Genomic DNA, 20,659 nt, shown 5'->3' on the forward strand with positions numbered 1-20,659 from the left:
GACATGAGTCGTTCCGCCCATCCCGCAGGCCCTCGCCACGCCGACGTCCTTCCCGAGGGTCACTACACCGCGCCCGCAGCCGACCTCAACGTCCTCGACCCCAAGGTGTGGTCGCGGACCGTCGGGCGGGACGAGCGCGGTGTCGCCACCGTCGGGGGGCTGACCGTGACCGAGCTCGCCGAGGAGTTCGGGACCCCCGCCTACTTCCTCGACGAGAGCGACTTCCGCGCCCGCTGCCGCGCCTGGGCCGAGGCCTTCGGCAAGGACGCCGACGTCTTCTACGCCGGCAAGGCCTTCCTCTCCCGGGCCATCGTGCGCTGGCTCAAGGAGGAGGGACTGAACCTCGACGTGTGCTCCGGCGGCGAGCTCACCACCGCCCTCTCCGCGGGGATGCCCGCCGAGCGCATCGCCTTCCACGGCAACAACAAGAGCGAGCACGAGATCCGTACGGCCGTCGAGGCCGGCGTCGGGCGGATCGTCCTCGACTCCTTCCAGGAGATCGTCCGCGTCGCGCACATCGCGCAGTCCCTCGGCAGGCGCCAGCGCGTGCAGATCCGGGTGACCGTCGGCGTCGAGGCCCACACGCACGAGTTCATCGCCACCGCGCACGAGGACCAGAAGTTCGGCATCGCGCTCGCCGGCGGACAGGCCGCCGAGGCCGTGCGCCGCGCGCTGAAGCTGGACGGGCTCGAGCTCATCGGCATCCACTCGCACATCGGCTCGCAGATCTTCGACATGGCCGGCTTCGAGGTCTCCGCGCGGCGGGTCGTCCAGCTGCTCGCGGAAGTGCGCGACGAGCACGGCGTCGAGCTGCCCGAGATCGACCTCGGCGGCGGCCTCGGCATCGCGTACACCTCCGAGGACGACCCGCGCGAGCCGCACGAGATCGCCAAGGCGCTGACCGAGATCGTCACGAGGGAGTGCGAGGCCGCCGGCCTCACCACCCCCCGCATCTCCGTCGAGCCCGGGCGCGCCATCGTCGGGCCCACCGCCTTCACGCTGTACGAGGTGGGGACGGTCAAGCCGCTCGACGGGCTGCGGACGTACGTCTCCGTCGACGGCGGCATGTCGGACAACATCCGCACCGCGCTGTACGACGCCGAGTACAGCGTCAACCTCGTCTCGCGGACCAGCGACGCCGCGCCCATGCTCTCCCGGGTCGTCGGCAAGCACTGCGAGAGCGGCGACATCGTCGTACGGGACGCCTTCCTGCCCTCGGACCTGGCGCCCGGAGACCTCATCGCCGTGCCGGCCACCGGTGCGTACTGCCGCTCCATGGCCAGCAACTACAACCACGCGCTCCGGCCGCCCGTCGTCGCCGTCCGCGACGGCGAGGCGCGGGTCATCGTGCGGCGCGAGGCGGAGGAAGATCTCCTGCGTCTCGACGTCGGGTGATGAAATAGTCGAGTGATGAAATAGATGTCTCAGGATCCGGACGAGGGGCTGAAACCCCCGTCCGGTGAGTGAGACTGGTTCCACCGTCGGGAACCGCAGAGACTCGAACGTAGAGATACGAAGTAGGACGAGAAAGAGGTCGGATGATGCGTACGCGTCCGCTGAAGGTGGCGCTGCTGGGCTGTGGAGTGGTCGGCTCAGAGGTGGCGCGCATCATGACGACGCACGCCGACGACCTCGCCGCGCGCATCGGCGCCCCGGTCGAGCTCGCCGGTGTGGCGGTCCGCCGCCCGGACAAGGTCCGCGAGGGCATCCCCGCGGAGCTGATCACCACCGACGCCACCGCCCTGGTGAAACGGGGGGACATCGACGTGATCGTCGAGGTCATCGGCGGGGTCGAGCCGGCCCGCACCCTCATCACCACCGCCTTCGCGCACGGCGCGTCCGTCGTCTCGGCGAACAAGGCGCTGCTCGCCCAGGACGGCGCGAGCCTCTACGCCGCCGCCCAGGAGCACGGCCAGGACCTCTACTACGAGGCCGCCGTCGCCGGCGCCATCCCGCTCATCCGCCCGCTGCGCGAGTCCCTCGCCGGCGACAAGATCAACCGCGTGATGGGCATCGTCAACGGCACGACCAACTTCATCCTCGACAAGATGGACACCTCCGGAGCCGGCTACTCCGAGGCGCTCGACGAGGCCACCGCCCTCGGGTACGCCGAGGCCGACCCGACCGCCGACGTCGAGGGCTTCGACGCCGCCGCCAAGGCCGCCATCCTGGCCGGGATCGCCTTCCACACGCGCGTGCGCCTCGACGACGTCTACCGCGAGGGCATGACCGAGGTCACCGCCGCCGACTTCGCCTCCGCCAAGGAGATGGGCTGCACCATCAAGCTGCTCGCCATCTGTGAGCGCGCCGCCGACGGCGAGTCCGTCACCGCGCGCGTGCACCCGGCGATGATCCCGCTGAGCCATCCGCTGGCCTCCGTCCGCGAGGCGTACAACGCGGTCTTCGTCGAGGCCGACGCCGCCGGGCAGCTCATGTTCTACGGCCCCGGCGCGGGCGGCGCTCCGACCGCCTCGGCCGTGCTCGGCGACCTCGTCGCCGTGTGCCGCAACAAGCTCAACGGGGCCAACGGCCCCGGTGAGTCCGCGTACACCCAGCTGCCCGTGAGCCCCATGGGCGACGTGGTGACGCGGTACCACATCAGTCTCGACGTGGCCGACAAGCCGGGCGTCCTCGCCCAGGTGGCGACGGTCTTCGCCGAGCACGGCGTGTCGATCGACACCGTCCGCCAGCAGGGCAAGGACGGCGAGGCCTCCCTCGTCGTCGTCACCCACCGCGCGCCCGACGCCGCCCTCTCGGGGACCGTCGAGGCGCTGCGCAAGCTCGACACCGTGCGCGGTGTCGCCAGCATCATGCGTGTTGAAGGGGAGTAAGGACCCATGACCCACAAGGGCACCCACCAGTGGCGCGGCATCATCGAGGAGTACCGGGACCGCCTTCCGGTCACGGACACGACGCCGGTCGTCACGCTCCGTGAGGGCGGTACGCCGCTCGTTCCCGCTCAGGTCCTCTCCGAGCGCACGGGCTGCGAGGTGCACCTCAAGGTCGAGGGCGCCAACCCCACCGGCTCCTTCAAGGACCGGGGCATGACCATGGCCATCACCAAGGCCAAGGAGGAGGGCGCGCAGGCCGTCATCTGCGCCTCCACCGGCAACACCTCCGCCTCGGCCGCGGCCTACGCGGTACGCGCCGGCATGGTGTCGGCCGTCCTCGTGCCGCAGGGCAAGATCGCGCTCGGCAAGATGGGCCAGGCCCTCGTGCACGGCGCGAAGATCCTCCAGGTCGACGGCAACTTCGACGACTGCCTGACGCTGGCCCGCAGCCTCTCCGAGAACTACCCGGTGGCGCTGGTCAATTCGGTCAACCCGGTCCGCATCGAGGGCCAGAAGACCGCCGCCTTCGAGATCGTGGACATGCTGGGCGACGCGCCCGACATCCACGTCCTGCCCGTGGGCAACGCCGGCAACATCACGGCGTACTGGAAGGGGTACCGCGAGTACGCCACCGACGGTCTCGCGACGCACCGTCCCCGTATGTGGGGCTTCCAGGCCTCCGGTTCGGCCCCGCTGGTGCGCGGCGAGGTCGTCAAGGACCCGTCGACGATCGCCACCGCGATCCGCATCGGCAACCCGGCCTCGTGGGACTACGCGATCGCCGCGCGCGACGAGTCGGGCGGCTTCATCGACGAGGTGACGGACCGTGAGATCCTGCGCGCCTACCGCCTGTTGGCCGCGCAGGAGGGCGTCTTCGTGGAGCCCGCCTCGGCCGCTTCGGTCGCCGGTCTGCTGAAGGCCGCCGAGCAGGGCAAGGTCGACCCCGGCCAGACCATCGTCTGCACGGTCACCGGCAACGGGCTCAAGGACCCCGACTGGGCCGTCGCCGGCGCGCCGCAGCCGGTCACCGTTCCGGTCGACGCGGCCGCCGCCGCCGAGCGCCTCGGTCTGGCCTGATCCTCACCCCTCCGCGCGAGAAAACGTGCTGATCGAAACCCGATCAGGAACGTACATAGGCGCACAGGTTGGCTCGCGACACGCATCGTGCGCCTCCTGTGCGCCCTATGTCGCGGCAGAACCTTCCTTCGATAGGCTGTACCGAACCCGCCCCGACGCATATGCGCGGTGTTGTTGCCGTTGTCGCCTCCGTGGCTGAAACGGCCCCCGGGTTCCCCGTACTTCTCTTGAAGCACACACCGAAACACCCTCTGAAACACCCGCTGTTCCAGAACAACCCGTTGTCGCAATCAAGGAGATCATCGAGCGATGGCCGGTCCAGCGTTCCGCGCCGCCGCCGTACGGGTGCGCGTCCCCGCCACCAGCGCCAATCTCGGTCCGGGCTTCGACGCCTTCGGCCTGTCGCTGGGCCTCTACGACGACGTCGTCGTCCGTGTCGCCGACTCCGGGCTGCACGTCGACATCGCCGGTGAAGGCGCCGAGACGCTTCCGCGCGACGAGAGCCACCTGCTCGTACGCTCCCTGCGCACCGCCTTCGACCTGCTCGGCGGACAGCCGCGCGGCCTTGAGGTCGTCTGCGCCAACCGCATCCCGCACGGCCGCGGCCTCGGCTCCTCCTCCGCCGCCATCTGCGCCGGCATCGTCGCCGCCCGCGCCGTGACCATAGGCGGGGACGCCAGGCTCGACGAGGCCGCCCTCCTGGAGCTGGCCACCGAGATCGAGGGTCACCCCGACAACGTCGCCGCCTGTCTGCTCGGCGGATTCACGCTCGCCTGGACCGAGTCCGGTGCCGCGCGGGCGATCAGGATGGATCCCTCGGATTCCATCGTTCCGGTGGTTTTCGTCCCCGGGAAGCCGGTGCTGACCGAGACCGCCCGCGGGCTCCTGCCGCGCACCGTCCCGCACGTGGACGCCGCGGCCAACGCCGGGCGCGCCGCCCTCCTCGTCGAGGCCCTGACCCGCCGCCCCGAGCTGCTGCTCGCGGCCACCGAGGACCGGCTGCACCAGGAGTACCGGGCTCCCGCGATGCCCGACAGCATCGCCCTGGTGAACCGGCTGCGGGCGGACGGCATCCCCGCGGTCATCTCCGGCGCGGGCCCCACGGTCCTCGCGCTGGCCGAACACGGGACGGCCGACAAGGTCGCCCGCCTGGCGGGCGAGGGCTGGGCCGCGAACCGGCTCGACCTCGACGCGTCCGGAGCGAGCGTCCTTCCGCTGGCGCCCTAGGCGCACGGCGGCCGGACGCCGGGCAGCGTCCGGGACGGGAGATTGCCGGTGAGGGAGAGGGGGAATGTTTGTCGGAGCCGGTAGTGTTAACCTCAAGTCAGCACCCGGCGCCTTTGTGGCGCGGTGCTGAGTGTCCCCATCAGGGACCACCGATTCTTCCGGGAGCCTCCCCAACTGCCTGAGCAGCCTGCCTGAGCAGTTTCGAGCACGCTCCGGAACCGGCACGACACCCCTCGCTCTTCCGCAGCGAGGACCGAGCAGGGGGCGCTCGGGCCGGACCCCAGCACGTTCTCTCTCCGCCGTACCCGGCGGGACCACCGCCCCGGACACGGTCCACCCAACACGGGACCGCTGCCGGACAGCACAACCGGTCGCCGAGCCAGATGGCCGACGTCCGCTCCAGGGAAGGACCCTTCGTGAGCGACACCACCGATCTGATGGGCGTGACTGCCGACAGCAGTGTCGACGCCGCCGCGCCCGCCGCAGGTGCTGCCACCGGCGGCACCGCACGGCGCCGCCGCTCCGGCACCGGCCTCGAGGGCATGGTCCTGGCCGAGCTGCAGCAGGTCGCGTCCGGCCTCGGCATCAGGGGCACCGCGCGGATGCGCAAGAGCCAGCTGATCGAGGTCATCAAGGAGGCGCAGGCCGGTGGAGGCTCCGCCGCCCCCGCCAAGGCCGCCGACGCCGCCGAGACCAAGCCGAAGCGCCGCACCACCGCCAAGGCCCGTACGGGTGAGACCGCTGCCGAGGCCGCCGAGCCCAAGGCGGAGAAGGCCGAGAAGGCCGTCGCCCAGCAGCAGATCGACATCCCGGGCCAGCCGGCCTCCGACGACCAGCCCGCGGGCGAGCGCCGTCGTCGCCGTGCCACCGCCCCCGCCGGTTCGCCGGAGGGCGAGACCAAGGCCGAGGCCGCGCAGGCCGTCAAGACCGAGACCCGTACCGAGGCCAAGGCCGACGCGGGCACCGACACCAAGGCCGAGGCCGCCGCCGACGGCGCCGAGGGCCGTGGCCGTCGTGACCGCGGCGAGCGCGGGGAGCGTGGCGAGCGCCGCGACCGCCGTGACCGTCAGCGGGACCGCGGCAAGGGCGACGAGCAGCAGGGCGGCGGCCAGGGCGGCCAGCGCCAGCGCCAGGGCGGCCAGCAGGGCCAGGGCCAGGGCCAGGGCCAGCAGGTCCAGGGCCAGGGTCAGCAGGGCGGCCAGCAGGCCGGTCCGCAGGACGACTACGACGACGAGGCCGGCGGTCGCCGCGGGCGTCGGGGCCGCTACCGCGACCGCCGTGGGCGTCGTGGCCGTGACGACTTCCAGGCCGGCGAGCCGCAGGTCGCCGACGACGATGTCCTGATCCCCGTCGCGGGCATCCTCGACATCCTCGACAACTACGCGTTCATCCGGACCTCCGGCTACCTGCCCGGTCCGAACGACGTGTACGTCTCCCTCGCCCAGGTCCGCAAGAACGGTCTGCGCAAGGGTGACCACGTCACCGGTGCCGTGCGTCAGCCGAAGGAGGGCGAGCGCCGCGAGAAGTTCAACGCGCTGGTCCGCCTGGACTCGGCGAACGGCATGGCCGCCGACTCCGGCCGCGGCCGCCCCGAGTTCAACAAGCTGACCCCGCTCTACCCGCAGGACCGTCTCCGTCTGGAGACCGACCCGGGCGTGCTGACCACGCGGATCATCGACCTCGTGTCGCCGATCGGCAAGGGCCAGCGCGGTCTGATCGTGGCCCCGCCGAAGACCGGCAAGACCATGATCATGCAGGCGATCGCCAACGCGATCACGCACAACAACCCCGAGTGCCACCTGATGGTCGTCCTGGTCGACGAGCGTCCGGAAGAGGTCACCGACATGCAGCGGTCGGTCAAGGGCGAGGTCATCTCCTCGACCTTCGACCGTCCGGCCGAGGACCACACCACCGTCGCCGAGCTGGCCATCGAGCGCGCCAAGCGCCTCGTGGAGCTGGGTCACGACGTGGTCGTCCTGCTCGACTCGATCACCCGACTGGGCCGCGCTTACAACCTCGCGGCGCCGGCCTCCGGCCGCATCCTGTCCGGTGGTGTCGACTCGACCGCGCTCTACCCGCCGAAGCGCTTCTTCGGTGCGGCGCGGAACATCGAGGACGGCGGTTCTTTGACCATCCTCGCGACTGCTCTGGTGGACACAGGTTCACGCATGGACGAGGTGATCTTCGAGGAGTTCAAGGGCACCGGCAACATGGAGCTCAAGCTCGACCGGAAGCTCGCCGACAAGCGCATCTTCCCGGCCGTCGACGTCGACGCCTCGGGTACGCGTAAGGAAGAGATCCTGCTCGGCAGCGACGAGCTCGCCGTCACCTGGAAGCTGCGTCGTGTGCTGCACGCGCTCGACCAGCAGCAGGCGATCGAGCTGCTGCTCGACAAGATGAAGCAGACGAAGTCGAACGGCGAGTTCCTGCTCCAGATCCAGAAGACGACGCCTGGCGGCAAGAACGACGACTGAGGTATGACCTGCGTCATGCTCCCGTCGCGCGACAAGGGCCCGGCCCCGGCCTCGTAACCCTGTCGTGACCTGCGTGAACCACTGCGCCCACCGTGCCCCGCACGGTGGGCGCAGTGCTGTTCCGGCCCCGCGCTCACCGAAACCTCACAGGCACGTATGCAACCCTTCTGGGCGCATCACCGTCACATATGGTGAATCTAGGGCCCGAGGGATGGCGATGACCGAGCAGAGCAAGAGCGGCCGAATAGCCGGCGCGGGCAACGGCCGCCGCCGCAAGCAGCCCGCCAGGCGCAGCCGCAAGGCGGCCGTGCTCGTCTCGGGCGCCCTCGCCGTCCTCCTCCTCGGCGGAGCGGGCCTCGGGTACGTGTACTTCAAGCTCGACGGCAATCTCGAGACCGTCGACATCAACGCCCAGCTGGGCACCGACCGCCCCGACGACGTCGACAACGGCTCCCTGGACATCCTCGTCCTCGGCTCCGACTCCCGCTCCGGCGACAACGGCGCGTACGGCAGGGACGAGGGCGGCGCCCGCTCCGACACCGCGATGGTCGTCCACGTCTACGAGGGCCACAAGAAGGCCGACGTGGTCTCCATCCCCAGGGACACCCTCATCGACCGGCCGAAGTGCACCGACGCCCGGGGCACCGCGGCGCCCGCCGAGCGGCGGGCCATGTTCAACACGGCGTACGAGGTCGGCGGCCCCGCCTGCGCCGTCAAGACCGTCGAGTCGATGTCCGGCATCCGCATGGACCACTACATCGAGGTCGACTTCACCGGCTTCAAGAAGCTCATCGACAAGCTCGGCGGGGTGGAGATCACCACGACGAGCGCCATCAAGGACGGCAAGAGCCACCTCGACCTCGAACCGGGCACCCACACCCTCGACGGCGAGCAGTCCCTCGGCCTCGTCCGGACCCGCAAGAGCGTCGGCGACGGCAGCGACCTCGGCCGCATCCAGCTCCAGCAGGCCTTCATGAAGGCCTTCATGAACCAGGTCAAGGACCTCGGCGTCCTCAGCAACCCGAAGAAGCTCCTCGACCTCGCCGACGCCGCCACCAAGGCCATCACCCCGGACTCCGAACTCGACTCGGTCCAGGAGCTGATGGGCTTCGCCAAGGGCCTCTCCGGCATCGGCTCCCAGAACGTCCACATGGTCACCCTGCCCGTCGAGTACGACCCCCGGGACCCCAACCGCGTCGTGCCCCTGGAAGCCCAGTCACGGCAGGTCTGGACGGCCCTGAAGAAGGACCTGCCGATCCCCGCCTCGGCGACGAAGGACGCGGCCACCGGCCAGGCCGAGGGCATCGTGAAGTAGCACGACGACGGTCGCCCGAGGCAGCTCAGGAATACTTTCGCCGCCACCCCGGTTTGGGGAGATGCGGCCAGTCCTGGCAGACTGGTACGTCGGCCCCGGTTCACGTTTGCCGCGACCCGCGGAAGCGACCCGGAGCCCTCCCGAAACTAGGAGACACCTTGAAGCGCGAGATCCACCCCGAGTACGTCGAGACCCAGGTCAGCTGCACCTGTGGCGCCTCGTTCACCACCCGGAGCACCCTGACCGACGGCACCATCCGTGCCGAGGTCTGCTCCGAGTGCCACCCGTTCTACACGGGCAAGCAGAAGATCCTCGACACCGGCGGCCGCGTCGCCCGCTTCGAGGCCCGCTTCGGCAAGGCCGGCTCCGCCAAGTAGCGAGCCCCTGCGCCGGTCCACGGTCGCCCCGCGCGGGTGGCCGGGACCGGCGCTTTGCCGTCCCGTAGCAACTGACGAAAAACCCAGGAGCCCCCGATGTTCGAGGCGGTCGAGGAACTGGTCGGCGAGCACGCCGGCCTCGAGACGAAGCTCGCAGACCCTTCGGTCCACGCCGACCAGGCGAACGCGCGCAAGCTGAACAAGCGCTACGCCGAGCTGACCCCGATCGTCGCCGCCTACCGGTCCTGGAAGCAGACCGGTGACGACATCGAGACCGCCCGCGAGCTGGCACAAGACGATCCCGACTTCGCCGCCGAGGTCAAGCAGCTGGAGAAGGACCGGGAGGAGCTCACCGAGAAGCTCCGCCTGCTCCTCGTCCCGCGCGACCCGAGCGACGACAAGGACGTCATCCTGGAGATCAAGGCCGGCGCGGGCGGCGACGAGTCCGCCCTCTTCGCCGGCGACCTGCTCCGCATGTACCTCCGGTACGCCGAGCGCGTCGGCTGGAAGACCGAGATCATCGACGCCACCGAGTCCGAGCTGGGCGGCTACAAGGACGTCCAGGTCGCCGTGAAGACCAAGGGCGGCAACGGCGCCACCGAGCCCGGCCAGGGCGTCTGGGCGCGCCTGAAGTACGAGGGCGGGGTGCACCGCGTGCAGCGCGTGCCCGCGACCGAGTCCGCCGGCCGTATCCACACCTCCGCCGCCGGCGTCCTCGTCACGCCCGAGGCCGAGGAGGTCGAGGTCGAGGTCCACGCCAACGACCTGCGCATCGACGTCTACCGCTCGTCGGGTCCCGGCGGCCAGTCGGTCAACACCACCGACTCCGCCGTCCGCATCACCCACCTGCCGACCGGCATCGTCGCCTCCTGCCAGAACGAGAAGAGCCAGCTCCAGAACAAGGAGCAGGCCATGCGCATCCTGCGGTCCCGGCTGCTCGCCGCGGCGCAGGAGGAGGCCGAGTCCAAGGCCGCCGACGCCCGTCGCAGCCAGGTCCGCACCGTCGACCGGTCCGAGAAGATCCGTACGTACAACTTCCCGGAGAACCGGATCTCCGACCACCGCGTCGGCTTCAAGGCGTACAACTTGGACCAGGTGCTCGACGGCGAACTGGACCCGATGATCCAGGCCTGCGTCGACGCCGACTCGGCCGCCAAGCTCGCCGCGGCGTAAGTGGCGTAAGTTCCGTAAGCCCCACCCCGCACCACGGAGGACCAGCGTGAACCTGCTGCTTGCCGAGGTGGCCCAGGCCACCCAGCGGCTGGCCGACGCCGGCGTTCCCTCACCGCGTTTCGACGCGGAGGAGCTCGCCGCGTTCGTGCACGGCGTCAAGCGGGGGGAGCTGCACAACGTCAAGGACGCGGACTTCGACGCCCGCTACTGGGAGACGGTCGCCCGCCGCGAGGCCCGCGAACCGCTCCAGCACATCACCGGGCGGGCGTTCTTCCGGTACCTGGAGCTCCAGGTCGGGCCGGGGGTCTTCGTGCCGCGTCCGGAGACCGAGTCGGTCGTCGGCTGGGCCATAGACGCCGTCCGCGCGATGGACGTCGTCGAGCCCCTCATCGTCGACCTCTGCACCGGCTCCGGCGCCATCGCCCTCGCGATGGCCCAGGAGGTGCCGCGCTCGCGCGTGCACGCGGTCGAGCTCTCCGACGACGCGCTCCTGTGGACCCGCAAGAACGCCGAGGGCTCCCGCGTCACCGTCCACCAGGGCGACGCGCTCAGCGCGCTCCCCGAGCTGGACGGCCAGGTCGACCTGGTCATCTCCAACCCGCCGTACATCCCGCTCACCGAGTGGGAGTACGTGGCGCCCGAGGCCCGTGACCACGACCCGGAGATGGCTCTCTTCTCCGGCGAGGACGGCCTCGACACCATCCGCGGCATCGAGCGCACCGCCCACCGGCTGCTCCGTCCCGGCGGCCTCGTCGTCATCGAGCACGCGGACACCCAGGGCGGGCAGGTGCCGTGGATCTTCAACGAAGAGGCCGGCTGGGCCGATGCCGCCGACCACCCGGACCTGAACAACCGGCCGCGTTTCGCGACCGCCCGCAAGGCCATGCCATGACCGGCATGACCGCCATGACGAACCACGTGTACGAGGAGGCCGGGAACTGATGGCACGGCGATACGACTGCAACGAGGCGACCGATCGTGTGACCGGTCTGCGCGAGGCCGCGTCCGCCGTCCGCCGGGGCGAGCTGGTCGTGCTGCCCACCGACACCGTGTACGGGATCGGGGCGGACGCCTTCAGCAGCGAGGCCGTGGCGGACCTGCTCGCCGCCAAGGGCCGGGGCCGCAACATGCCCACGCCCGTGCTCATCGGCTCCCCGAACACCCTCCACGGCCTCGTCACGGACTTCTCCGAGCAGGCGTGGGAGCTCGTCGACGCCTTCTGGCCCGGCGCCCTCACCCTCGTCGCCAAGCACCAGCCGTCCCTGCAGTGGGACCTGGGCGACACCCGGGGCACCGTCGCCATCCGCATGCCCCTGCACCCGGTCGCCATCGAGCTGCTCACCGAGGTCGGCCCGATGGCCGTCTCGTCGGCGAACCTCACCGGCCACCCGTCCCCGGAGGACTGCGACGCGGCCCAGCAGATGCTCGGCGACTCCGTCTCCGTCTACCTGGACGGCGGCCCGACGCCCGGCATCGTCCCGTCGTCCATCGTCGACGTCACGGGCAAGGTGCCGGTGCTGCTGCGCGAGGGCGCGCTCTCGCCGGAGGAGCTCCGGAAGGTCGTACCCGACCTCGAGGTGGCGAATTGACCGCCCCTGAGGGGCGTGGCATAGCGGGGTTCGACGACAGCACCACCTTCCGCATCCTCCACGTCAGCACCGGCAACGTCTGCCGCTCGCCGATCACCGAGCGGCTGACCCGGCATGCCCTGAGCGACCGCCTCGGCGACCCTCTGGGCGGCGGCCTGATCGTGGAGAGCGCGGGCACCTGGGGCCATGAGGGCGCCCCGATGGAGGCCAACGCGGAACTGGTCCTCGCCGACTTCGGCGCGGACTACAGCGGCTTCGTGGGGCGCGAGCTCCTCGACGAGCACGTCATCCGCGCGGATCTGGTCCTCACGGCGACCCGCGACCACCGCGCCCAGGTCATCTCGATGGGCCACTCGGCGGGGCTGCGCACCTTCACCCTGAAGGAGTTCACCCGCCTGGTCCGCGCGATCGACCCGGCGACGCTCCCGGACGCCCACGACGAGGGCATGGTGGAACGCGCGCGTGCCCTGGTCCGCGCGGCGGCGGCTCTACGCGGGTGGCTCCTGGCCCCGTCGGTGGACGCGGACGAGGTCAACGACCCGTACGGCGCCCCGATCACCTTCTTCCGCTCGATCGGCGACGAGATCAACCAGGCCCTCGACCCGGTGGTGACGGCGCTGACGGGCGTCTCGGCGCGCGACTGACCCCTGTCGGGGGGCGCGTGGGGGAGTGCGTGCCTACATTGGTGACATGCCGGTCACCGCTCCCCCCGATGAGGCTCTCGACGTCCTGCGCCGGCAGGACCCGGAGGTCGCCGACGTGCTGCTCGGCGAGGCGCGGCGGCAGGCCGACAGTCTGCAGCTGATCGCCGCCGAGAACTTCACCTCGCCCGCCGTCCTCGCCGCCCTCGGTTCGCCGCTCGCCAACAAGTACGCCGAGGGGTATCCCGGCGCACGTCATCACGGTGGCTGCGAGTACGCCGACGCCGCCGAGCGGATCGCCGTGGAGCGGGCCACGGCGCTGTTCGGCGCCGACCACGCGAACGTCCAGGCACACTCGGGCTCCTCGGCCGTCCTGGCGGCGTACGCGGCCCTTCTGAGGCCCGGTGACACGGTGCTGGCCATGGGCCTCGACCACGGAGGGCACCTCACCCACGGTTCGCCCGCCAACTTCTCCGGGCGCTGGTTCGACTTCGTGCCGTACGGCGTCGACGCCGAGACCGGGCTCGTCGACTACGAGCAGGTCGCCGCGCTCGCCCGCCACCACCGCCCGAAGGCGATCGTGTGCGGCTCCATCTCCTACCCCCGGCATCCCGACTACGCGCTCTTCCGGGAGATCGCCGACGAGGTCGGCGCCTATCTGATCGCCGACGCCGCGCACCCCATCGGGCTGGTCGCCGGGGGAGCGGCCCCCAGCCCCGTGCCGTACGCCGATGTCGTCTGCGCGACCACCCACAAGGTGCTGCGGGGACCGCGCGGCGGGATGGTGCTCTGCGGGGAGGAGCTCGCGGGGCGGATCGACCGGGCCGTCTTCCCGTTCACCCAGGGCGGCGCCCAGATGCACACCATCGCGGCGAAGGCGGTGGCCTTCGGCGAGGCGTCCACCCCGGCGTTCACCGCGTACGCCCATCAGGTCGTCGAGCACGCGCGCGTGCTCGCGGCCGCGCTCGCCGCCGAGGGCTTCGCGCTGACGACCGGCGGCACCGACACCCACCTCATCACCGCCGACCCCGCGCCCCTGGGCGTCGACGGCCGCACCGCCCGCGCCCGGCTCGCCGCCGCCGGCATGGTCCTCGACACCTGTGCGCTGCCGTACGGGGAGGGGCGCGGCATCCGGCTGGGCACCGCAGCGGTCACCACACAGGGGATGGGAGCCCCGGAGATGGCGCGGATCGCCGCGTTGTTCACGGCGGCGCTGCGTGACGATCCCGCGGAGACGGCCCGGGTCCGGGCGGAGGTACGGGGTCTGACCGGGCGATTTCCCCCGTATGGAGGCTGAGCCGAGGTCACGGAAAGTCGCTGTGCAACCGTTCGGGGGATCCTGGTGTCTCCAAGCACATGGACGGCACGGCTAGGGTGTGGGGCTGAGATGGCCAGCGAAACCTGTGGGGCAGCCCGTGCGTGATTACCTGCTGACGCTCTGTGTCACGGCCGCGGTGACCTATCTGCTCACCGGTCCGGTGCGGAAGTTCGCCATCGCGACCGGGGCGATGCCGGAGATCCGTGCCCGAGACGTACACCGAGAACCGACTCCGCGGCTCGGTGGCATCGCCATGTTCTTCGGGCTGTGCGCGGGGCTCCTCGTCGCCGACCACCTGCAGAACCTGAACAGCGTCTTCGAGCTGTCCAACGAGCCGCGCGCGCTGCTCTCCGGTGCGGCCCTGATCTGGCTGATCGGCGTCCTCGACGACAAGTTCGAGCTGGACGCCCTGATCAAGCTGGGCGCGCAGATGATCTCGGCCGGCGTCATGGTGGCGCAGGGCCTGACGATCCTGTGGCTGCCGATCCCGGGTGTCGGCGTCGTCTCGCTGACTCCGTGGCAGGGCACGCTCCTGACCGTCGCCCTGGTCGTCCTCACCATCAACGCGGTCAACTTCGTCGACGGCCTCGACGGTCTCGCGGCCGGCATGGTCTGCATCGCCGCCGCCGCCTTCTTCCTGTACGCGTACCGCCTCTGGTACGGCTACACGATCGAGGCCGCCGCCCCCGCGACGCTCTTCACCGTCATCCTCATGGGCATGTGCCTCGGCTTCCTGCCGCACAACATGCACCCGGCGCGGATCTTCATGGGCGACTCCGGCTCGATGCTGATCGGGCTGATCCTGGCGGCCTCGGCCATCTCGATCACCGGCCAGGTCGACCCGGACGCGCTGAAGATCTTCGAGGGTTCGACCCGGCAGGCCACCCACGCCGCCCTGCCGGTCTTCATCCCGCTGGTGCTGCCGCTGACGATCATCGCGATCCCGATGGCGGACCTGGTCCTCGCGATCGTGCGCCGTACGTGGAAGGGCCAGTCGCCGTTCGCGGCCGACCGGGGCCACCTGCACCACCGGCTCCTGGAGATCGGGCACTCGCACAGCCGCGCGGTCCTGATCATGTACTTCTGGTCGGCGCTCATCGCCTTCGGGACGCTGGCGTACTCGGTCCACTCGGCGTCGATGTGGATCGTCCTCTGCGTCGTCGCGCTCAGCGCGATCGGCCTGGTGCTGCTCCTGCTGCCGCGCTTCACCCCGCGCGCGCCCCGCTGGGCCGAGTCGGTCGTACCGCCTCGCTACCGGCGCCGCAAGAGGGTTCCCGTCGTGGAGGCCGCTCCGGAGCCGGTCGTGGTCGAGGAGGAGCGGATTCCGGTGCCCGCGGGCATCAACGGGGCCACCGCCATCGGCAACCGGGGGCGCTTCACCGACAGGCGGAAGGCCGGAACGCCAAGTTGACGAAAGCCGCATTCGCGGCCATTAGCAGACAAGGCGCCGAGCTGTCGCGCACACACGCGCGGGGTAACTCTCATGTGTGACAGTTGGCACACCTTATGGGTAAAGACCTATTCAAATAGTTTGTGATACGGTTCACGAGACCCGGCGACAGTGCCGAAAGACCGTAGTGCGACGGTCCGTTGGCCCCGAGACCCACCTCGGACCGGGCTTACGCTCGTCCTTGACGACACCATCGCCCCCTCCAGCAAGCGGAGACACCGCCATGCCGTCCAACGACGCACGCATCCTTCTGCACACCGTCATCCCCACCGCAGCCGTCGGCGCGATCGCCACGGTCATCAGCGCGGTGGTCGCCGGTGGCAAGGGCGCGCTCGGCGCCGTCGTCGGCACCCTGGTCGTGCTCCTCTTCATGGGAATCGGGCAGGTCGTCCTGCAGCGGACGGCGAAGTCGCTCCCGCATCTGTTCCAGGCCATGGGGCTCATGCTCTACACGGCCCAGCTGCTGGTGCTCTTCATCTTCCTGGCTTTGCTCAAGAACACCACGATGTTCGACTTCAAGGCCTTCGCCTTCACGCTGCTCGCGACGACCGTGGTGTGGGTCGCCGCACAGGCCCGTGCCTACATGAAGGCCAAGATCACGTACATCGACCCCGGAAACACGGGGTCGAAGTCGTGAAGGGTAGGGCCGGGATAAAGCCGCGTTCGGCTTCCTGCTATCGTCCGGTGCCAACTGCGGCACTGCGGGCGCGGGCATCCGAGACGCCTGTCCCAGCGCGAGGCTCGATGCCGAACCGCCGCCCCCTTATCCGTAAGACCAGTCCAGTGCCGACCCGCGGCTGCGTGCCGCGCCGACACAACGAGGTTGCCGTACCTATGCGCCACGCTGAAGGAGCCCGCGGTGAGTGCTGACCAGACGCTTGCCTTCGACCCGGATTGCCACATCTTCAGTGGATGTGGCTTCCCGGCGCCGGGCCTGCACACGTTCATGTACGAGCCCATCGCGACGGTGGGGGGCATCGAGATCACCAAGCCGATGCTGCTCGCCCTCCTGGGCTCCATCGTGGTCGTCGGGTTCTTCTGGGCCGCGTTCCGCAAGCCCAAGCTGGTCCCCGGCAAGCTGCAGATGGTTGGCGAGGCCGGTTACGACTTCGTGCGCCGCGGCATCGTCTACGAGATCATCGGCAAGAAGGACGGCGAGAAGTACGTCCCCTTCATGGTGTCGTTGTTCTTCTTCGTCTGGATCATGAACCTCTGGTCGATCATTCCGCTCGCCCAGTTCCCGGTCACCTCGCTGATCGCCTTCCCGGCCGGTCTCGCGCTGATCGTCTACGTCATGTGGATCTCGCTGACGTTCAAGAAGCACGGCTTCGTCGGCGGCTGGAAGAACATCGTCGGCTACGACAAGTCGCTCGGCGCGATCCTTCCGATGGTCGTCGTCCTCGAGTTCTTCTCGAACCTGCTGATCCGGCCCTTCACGCACGCGGTGCGACTGTTCGCGAACATGTTCGCCGGTCACCTGCTGATCGTGATGTTCTCGCTGGCCACCTGGTACCTCATGAACGGCCTGGGCTTCGTCTACGCCGGCGCCTCGTTCGTGATGGTCCTCGTGATGACCGCCTTCGAGCTCTTCATCCAGGCCGTCCAGGCGTACGTCTTCGTCCTCCTGGCCTGCAGCTACATCCAGGGCGCGCTCTCCGAGCACCACTGAGCCGATCCGGCCCCGTAGCTCACCCCCAATCCAACAGTCGTCCGGTGGCCAACCCCCACCGGGTCATTGAAAGAGAAGGAAGTAACGGCATGTCCGCTGCTCTCGACATGATCAACCTTGCTGCCGCCGAAGGTAGCGCCAAGACGAACGTCGTCGGCAACGTCGCCTCGATCGGTTACGGCCTCGCCGCGATCGGCCCCGGCGTCGGCGTCGGCATCATCTTCGGTAACGGTACGCAGGCTCTCGCCCGTCAGCCCGAAGCTGCCGGCCTGATCCGCACCAACCAGATCATGGGCTTCGCGTTCTGTGAGGCGCTCGCCCTCATCGGCATCGTCATGGGCTTCGTCTACCAGTAAGCCGGACCCCAAGCCCAGATCTTTTTACGGAAGGCACTGATGTGAACGCTCTGCTTCTTGCGGCAGCGGAGGAGCCCCAGCCTCCTCTGATTCCGCACGCCGACGAGCTCGTCATCGGCCTGATCGCCTTCGTCATCGTCTTCGGCTTCCTCGCCAAGAAGCTCCTCCCGAACATCAACAAGGTTCTGGAGCAGCGTCGCGAGGCCATCGAGGGTGGCATCGAGAAGGCCGAGTCGGCCCAGATCGAGGCTCAGAGCGTCCTGGAGCAGTACAAGGCCCAGCTCGCGGAAGCCCGCCACGAGGCCGCGCGTCTTCGCCAGGAGGCGACGGAGCAGGGCACCGCGATCATCCAGGAGATGAAGGCGGAAGGCCAGCGCCAGCGCGAGGAGATCATCGCGGCCGGCCACACGCAGATCGCGGCCGACCGCAAGGCCGCTTCGGCTTCGCTGCGTCAGGACGTGGGCAAGCTCGCCACCGACCTGGCCGGCAAGCTGGTCGGCGAGTCCCTCGAGGACTCCGCCCGCCAGAGCCGGACGATCGACCGCTTCCTCGACGAGCTCGAGGAGAAGGCGGAGGCCGTCCGATGAACGGAGCGAGCCGTGAGGCACTGGCCGCCGGACGTGAGTCCCTCGACGCGCTGACCGACAACACGTCGGCCGACGCGACGAAGCTCGCGAACGAGCTGGCCGCAGTCACCACGCTGCTCGACCGCGAGGTGTCGCTGCGTCGGGTCCTGACCGACCCCGCGCAGTCGGGCGAGGCCAAGGCCGAGCTCGCGCAGCGACTCCTGGGCGGTCAGGTGGGCGGCGAGACCGTCGACCTGGTGTCCGGCATGGTGCGTTCCCGCTGGTCGCGTTCGCGTGACCTGGTCGACGCGACCGAGGAACTGGCGAACACCGCCGACCTCACCGCGGCGCAGAAGGCGGGCGCCCTCGACGGTGTCGAGGACGAGCTGTTCCGCTTCGGCCGGATCGTGTCCTCCAGCCCCGAGCTCCGCTCGGCGCTGACGGACAAGGCCGCCACGGCCACCGCCAAGGGCGAGCTGCTCCGCAGCCTGCTCGGCGGCAAGGCCAACGTCGCCACCGAGCGTCTGGTCGTCCGTCTGGTGACCCAGCCCCGGGGACGTAGCCTGGAAGCGGGACTCGAGTCCCTCTCCAAGCTCGCCGCGGCGCGCCGGGACCGGATGGTCGCCGTCGTCACCACGGCGGTGCCGCTGTCGGACCAGCAGAAGCAGCGCCTCGGAGCCGTACTCGCCAAGCTGTACGGCCGCGAGATGCACCTCAACCTGGACGTGGACCCCGCGGTCCTCGGCGGGATCACGGTGCAGGTCGGCGACGAGGTCATCAACGGCTCGATCGCGGAGCGCCTCGACGAGGCGACCCGTCGACTGGCCGGCTGACGACCGTCACCAGCACAAGGCATCACAGCTACACAGCTACACCAGCGGCCCGGTTGGGCCGTGCAGAGATTGCAGAAGATTCCTGGGGGTCGGCCCCCAGACCCCTTAAGAAACTTCGGGCCCAACAAGGAGAGCAGGGAACCCAGATGGCGGAGCTCACGATCCGGCCGGAGGAGATCCGGGACGCACTGGAGAACTTCGTCCAGTCGTACCAGCCGGACGCGGCCTCGCGCGAGGAGGTCGGCACGGTCAGCCTGGCCGGTGACGGTATCGCGAAGATCGAGGGTCTTCCCTCGGCCATGGCGAACGAGCTGCTGAAGTTCGAGGACGGGACCCTCGGTCTCGCGCTGAACCTCGAAGAGCGCGAGATCGGTGCGATCGTCCTCGGCGAGTTCAGCGGCATCGAGGAGGGTCAGTCGGTGCAGCGCACCGGCGAGGTCCTTTCCGTCGGTGTCGGTGAGGGTTACCTGGGTCGCGTCGTCGACCCGCTGGGCAACCCGATCGACGGTCTCGGCGAGATCGCGACCGAGGGCCGCCGCGCCCTCGAGCTGCAGGCCCCGGGCGTGATGGCCCGTAAGTCGGTGCACGAGCCGATGGAGACCGGCTACAAGGCCGTCGACGCCATGACGCCGGTCGGCCGTGGTCAGCGTCAGCTGATCATCGGTGACCGTCAGACGGGCAAGACCGCTCTGTGTGTCGACACGATCATCAACCAGCGCGACAACTGGCGCTCGGGCGACGTGAACAAGCAGGTTCGCTGCATCTACGTCGCCGTCGGCCAGAAGGGCTCGACCATCGCGTCCGTGCGCGGCGCCCTGGAAGAGGCCGGTGCGCTCGAGTACACGACGATCGTCGCCGCCCCGGCGTCCGACCCGGCCGGCTTCAAGTACCTGGCGCCGTACACCGGCTCCGCCATCGGCCAGCACTGGATGTACCAGGGCAAGCACGTCCTGATCGTCTTCGACGACCTGTCGAAGCAGGCCGACGCCTACCGCGCCGTGTCGCTGCTGCTGCGCCGCCCGCCGGGCCGTGAGGCCTACCCGGGTGACGTCTTCTACCTGCACTCGCGTCTGCTCGAGCGCTGCGCGAAGCTCTCGGACGAGCTGGGTGCCGGTTCGATGACCGGTCTTCCGATCGTCGAGACCAAGGCGAACGACGTGTCGGCGTTCATCCCGACCAACGTCATCTCCATCACCGACGGCCAGTGCTTCCTGGAGTCCGACCTGTTCAACGCCGGCCAGCGTCCGGCCCTGAACGTCGGTATCTCGGTCTCGCGTGTCGGTGGCTCCGCCCAGCACAAGGCGATGAAGCAGATCTCCGGTCGCCTCCGTGTGGACCTGGCCCAGTTCCGTGAGCTGGAGGCGTTCGCCGCCTTCGGTTCCGACCTGGACGCCGCCTCCAAGGCGCAGCTGGAGCGTGGACAGCGCATGGTCGAGCTGCTCAAGCAGGCTCAGTACCAGCCGATGCCCACCGAGAACCAGGTCGTCTCCGTCTGGGCCGGTACCACCGGCAAGATGGACGACGTCCCGGTCGTCGACATCCGCCGCTTCGAGGCCGAGCTCCTGGCGTACCTCCGCCAGAGCCACTCGGGCCTCATGACCTCCATCCGTGAGGGCGGCAAGATGTCCGACGACACCCTGCAGGCCGTGGGCGACGCCATCGCGGAGTTCAAGAAGCAGTTCGAGACCTCTGACGGCAAGCTGCTGGGCGAGGACGCTCCTGCCGCCGTCAACGTCTCGAAGTGACGACGGAAGGGACCTGAC

At 69.7% G+C, this 20,659-nt stretch carries 19 protein-coding genes; all 19 read left to right on the forward strand.

What is annotated here, in order from left to right; translation table 11 throughout:
* Window positions 1-3 precede the first annotated feature (3 nt).
* Window positions 4-1,395, forward strand: coding sequence for a diaminopimelate decarboxylase (lysA, locus tag OG392_RS24900; protein ID WP_329283056.1), 1,392 nt, complete (start codon window positions 4-6; stop codon window positions 1,393-1,395).
* 143 nt (window positions 1,396-1,538) lie between these two features.
* Window positions 1,539-2,831, forward strand: a complete 1,293-nt coding sequence (locus tag OG392_RS24905; protein ID WP_329283058.1) for a homoserine dehydrogenase — start codon at window positions 1,539-1,541, stop codon at window positions 2,829-2,831.
* A gap of 6 nt (window positions 2,832-2,837) precedes the next feature.
* The gene (thrC, locus tag OG392_RS24910; protein ID WP_329283060.1) at window positions 2,838-3,908 is read left to right on the forward strand and encodes a threonine synthase; all 1,071 of its coding nucleotides are present in this window, start codon (window positions 2,838-2,840) and stop codon (window positions 3,906-3,908) included.
* A 309-nt stretch (window positions 3,909-4,217) separates the two neighbouring features.
* The gene (gene thrB / locus OG392_RS24915; RefSeq protein WP_329283062.1) at window positions 4,218-5,135 is read left to right on the forward strand and encodes a homoserine kinase; all 918 of its coding nucleotides are present in this window, start codon (window positions 4,218-4,220) and stop codon (window positions 5,133-5,135) included.
* A gap of 416 nt (window positions 5,136-5,551) precedes the next feature.
* Complete coding sequence (rho, locus tag OG392_RS24920; RefSeq protein ID WP_329283064.1) at window positions 5,552-7,609, forward strand: transcription termination factor Rho; 2,058 nt, start codon at window positions 5,552-5,554, stop codon at window positions 7,607-7,609.
* 217 nt (window positions 7,610-7,826) lie between these two features.
* Complete coding sequence (locus OG392_RS24925) at window positions 7,827-8,924, forward strand: LCP family protein (protein ID WP_329283066.1); 1,098 nt, start codon at window positions 7,827-7,829, stop codon at window positions 8,922-8,924.
* A gap of 158 nt (window positions 8,925-9,082) precedes the next feature.
* On the forward strand, window positions 9,083-9,301 hold the full coding sequence (gene rpmE / locus OG392_RS24930; RefSeq protein WP_055599288.1) for a 50S ribosomal protein L31: 219 nt from the start codon (window positions 9,083-9,085) through the stop codon (window positions 9,299-9,301).
* Between the two features lie 96 nt (window positions 9,302-9,397).
* On the forward strand, window positions 9,398-10,474 hold the full coding sequence (gene prfA, locus OG392_RS24935; RefSeq protein ID WP_329283069.1) for a peptide chain release factor 1: 1,077 nt from the start codon (window positions 9,398-9,400) through the stop codon (window positions 10,472-10,474).
* Window positions 10,475-10,520: 46 nt separating this feature from the next.
* On the forward strand, window positions 10,521-11,366 hold the full coding sequence (gene prmC / locus OG392_RS24940) for a peptide chain release factor N(5)-glutamine methyltransferase (RefSeq protein ID WP_329283072.1): 846 nt from the start codon (window positions 10,521-10,523) through the stop codon (window positions 11,364-11,366).
* Window positions 11,367-11,415: 49 nt separating this feature from the next.
* A complete protein-coding gene (locus OG392_RS24945; protein WP_030321077.1) occupies window positions 11,416-12,063 on the forward strand; it encodes an L-threonylcarbamoyladenylate synthase in 648 nt (215 codons plus the stop codon).
* Window positions 12,060-12,707, forward strand: coding sequence for an arsenate reductase/protein-tyrosine-phosphatase family protein (locus tag OG392_RS24950; RefSeq protein ID WP_329283073.1), 648 nt, complete (start codon window positions 12,060-12,062; stop codon window positions 12,705-12,707). The genes OG392_RS24945 and OG392_RS24950 overlap by 4 nt, the downstream gene beginning before the upstream one ends.
* Window positions 12,708-12,753: 46 nt before the next feature.
* On the forward strand, window positions 12,754-14,001 hold the full coding sequence (glyA, locus tag OG392_RS24955) for a serine hydroxymethyltransferase (RefSeq protein WP_329283074.1): 1,248 nt from the start codon (window positions 12,754-12,756) through the stop codon (window positions 13,999-14,001).
* A gap of 118 nt (window positions 14,002-14,119) precedes the next feature.
* Window positions 14,120-15,433: an MraY family glycosyltransferase gene (locus OG392_RS24960; protein WP_329283076.1), complete on the forward strand. Its 1,314-nt coding sequence runs from the start codon at window positions 14,120-14,122 to the stop codon at window positions 15,431-15,433.
* A gap of 262 nt (window positions 15,434-15,695) precedes the next feature.
* Window positions 15,696-16,109, forward strand: coding sequence for a hypothetical protein (locus tag OG392_RS24965; RefSeq protein ID WP_329283077.1), 414 nt, complete (start codon window positions 15,696-15,698; stop codon window positions 16,107-16,109).
* Between the two features lie 222 nt (window positions 16,110-16,331).
* Window positions 16,332-17,141, forward strand: a complete 810-nt coding sequence (atpB, locus tag OG392_RS24970) for a F0F1 ATP synthase subunit A (protein WP_319309821.1) — start codon at window positions 16,332-16,334, stop codon at window positions 17,139-17,141.
* A gap of 89 nt (window positions 17,142-17,230) precedes the next feature.
* Window positions 17,231-17,497: an ATP synthase F0 subunit C gene (gene atpE / locus OG392_RS24975; protein ID WP_209496827.1), complete on the forward strand. Its 267-nt coding sequence runs from the start codon at window positions 17,231-17,233 to the stop codon at window positions 17,495-17,497.
* Between the two features lie 41 nt (window positions 17,498-17,538).
* Window positions 17,539-18,084 (forward strand): F0F1 ATP synthase subunit B, encoded by a 546-nt coding sequence (locus OG392_RS24980; RefSeq protein ID WP_266969304.1) that lies wholly within the window; start codon window positions 17,539-17,541, stop codon window positions 18,082-18,084.
* Entirely contained in the window at window positions 18,081-18,896 is an 816-nt protein-coding gene (locus OG392_RS24985; RefSeq protein ID WP_329283082.1) for a F0F1 ATP synthase subunit delta, read from the forward strand. The genes OG392_RS24980 and OG392_RS24985 overlap by 4 nt, the downstream gene beginning before the upstream one ends.
* Before the next feature lie 146 nt (window positions 18,897-19,042).
* Window positions 19,043-20,641 (forward strand): F0F1 ATP synthase subunit alpha, encoded by a 1,599-nt coding sequence (gene atpA / locus OG392_RS24990; RefSeq protein WP_328942525.1) that lies wholly within the window; start codon window positions 19,043-19,045, stop codon window positions 20,639-20,641.
* Window positions 20,642-20,659 lie beyond the last annotated feature (18 nt).

The organism is Streptomyces sp. NBC_00691 (genome assembly GCF_036226665.1).
Taxonomy (GTDB): domain Bacteria; phylum Actinomycetota; class Actinomycetes; order Streptomycetales; family Streptomycetaceae; genus Streptomyces.

Excerpts from the sequence above, each read along its gene's own strand:
- lysA (WP_329283056.1), top strand. The coding sequence starts at position 4 with ATGAGTCGTTCCGCCCATCCCGCAGGCCCTCGCCACGCCGACGTCCTT.
- OG392_RS24905 (WP_329283058.1), top strand. The coding sequence starts at position 1,539 with ATGATGCGTACGCGTCCGCTGAAGGTGGCGCTGCTGGGCTGTGGAGTG.
- thrC (WP_329283060.1), top strand. The coding sequence starts at position 2,838 with ATGACCCACAAGGGCACCCACCAGTGGCGCGGCATCATCGAGGAGTAC.
- thrB (WP_329283062.1), top strand. The coding sequence starts at position 4,218 with ATGGCCGGTCCAGCGTTCCGCGCCGCCGCCGTACGGGTGCGCGTCCCC.
- OG392_RS24925 (WP_329283066.1), top strand. The coding sequence starts at position 7,827 with ATGACCGAGCAGAGCAAGAGCGGCCGAATAGCCGGCGCGGGCAACGGC.
- prfA (WP_329283069.1), top strand. The coding sequence starts at position 9,398 with ATGTTCGAGGCGGTCGAGGAACTGGTCGGCGAGCACGCCGGCCTCGAG.
- OG392_RS24945 (WP_030321077.1), top strand. The coding sequence starts at position 11,416 with ATGGCACGGCGATACGACTGCAACGAGGCGACCGATCGTGTGACCGGT.
- glyA (WP_329283074.1), top strand. The coding sequence starts at position 12,754 with ATGCCGGTCACCGCTCCCCCCGATGAGGCTCTCGACGTCCTGCGCCGG.
- OG392_RS24965 (WP_329283077.1), top strand. The coding sequence starts at position 15,696 with ATGCCGTCCAACGACGCACGCATCCTTCTGCACACCGTCATCCCCACC.
- atpE (WP_209496827.1), top strand. The coding sequence starts at position 17,231 with ATGTCCGCTGCTCTCGACATGATCAACCTTGCTGCCGCCGAAGGTAGC.
- OG392_RS24985 (WP_329283082.1), top strand. The coding sequence starts at position 18,081 with ATGAACGGAGCGAGCCGTGAGGCACTGGCCGCCGGACGTGAGTCCCTC.
- atpA (WP_328942525.1), top strand. The coding sequence starts at position 19,043 with ATGGCGGAGCTCACGATCCGGCCGGAGGAGATCCGGGACGCACTGGAG.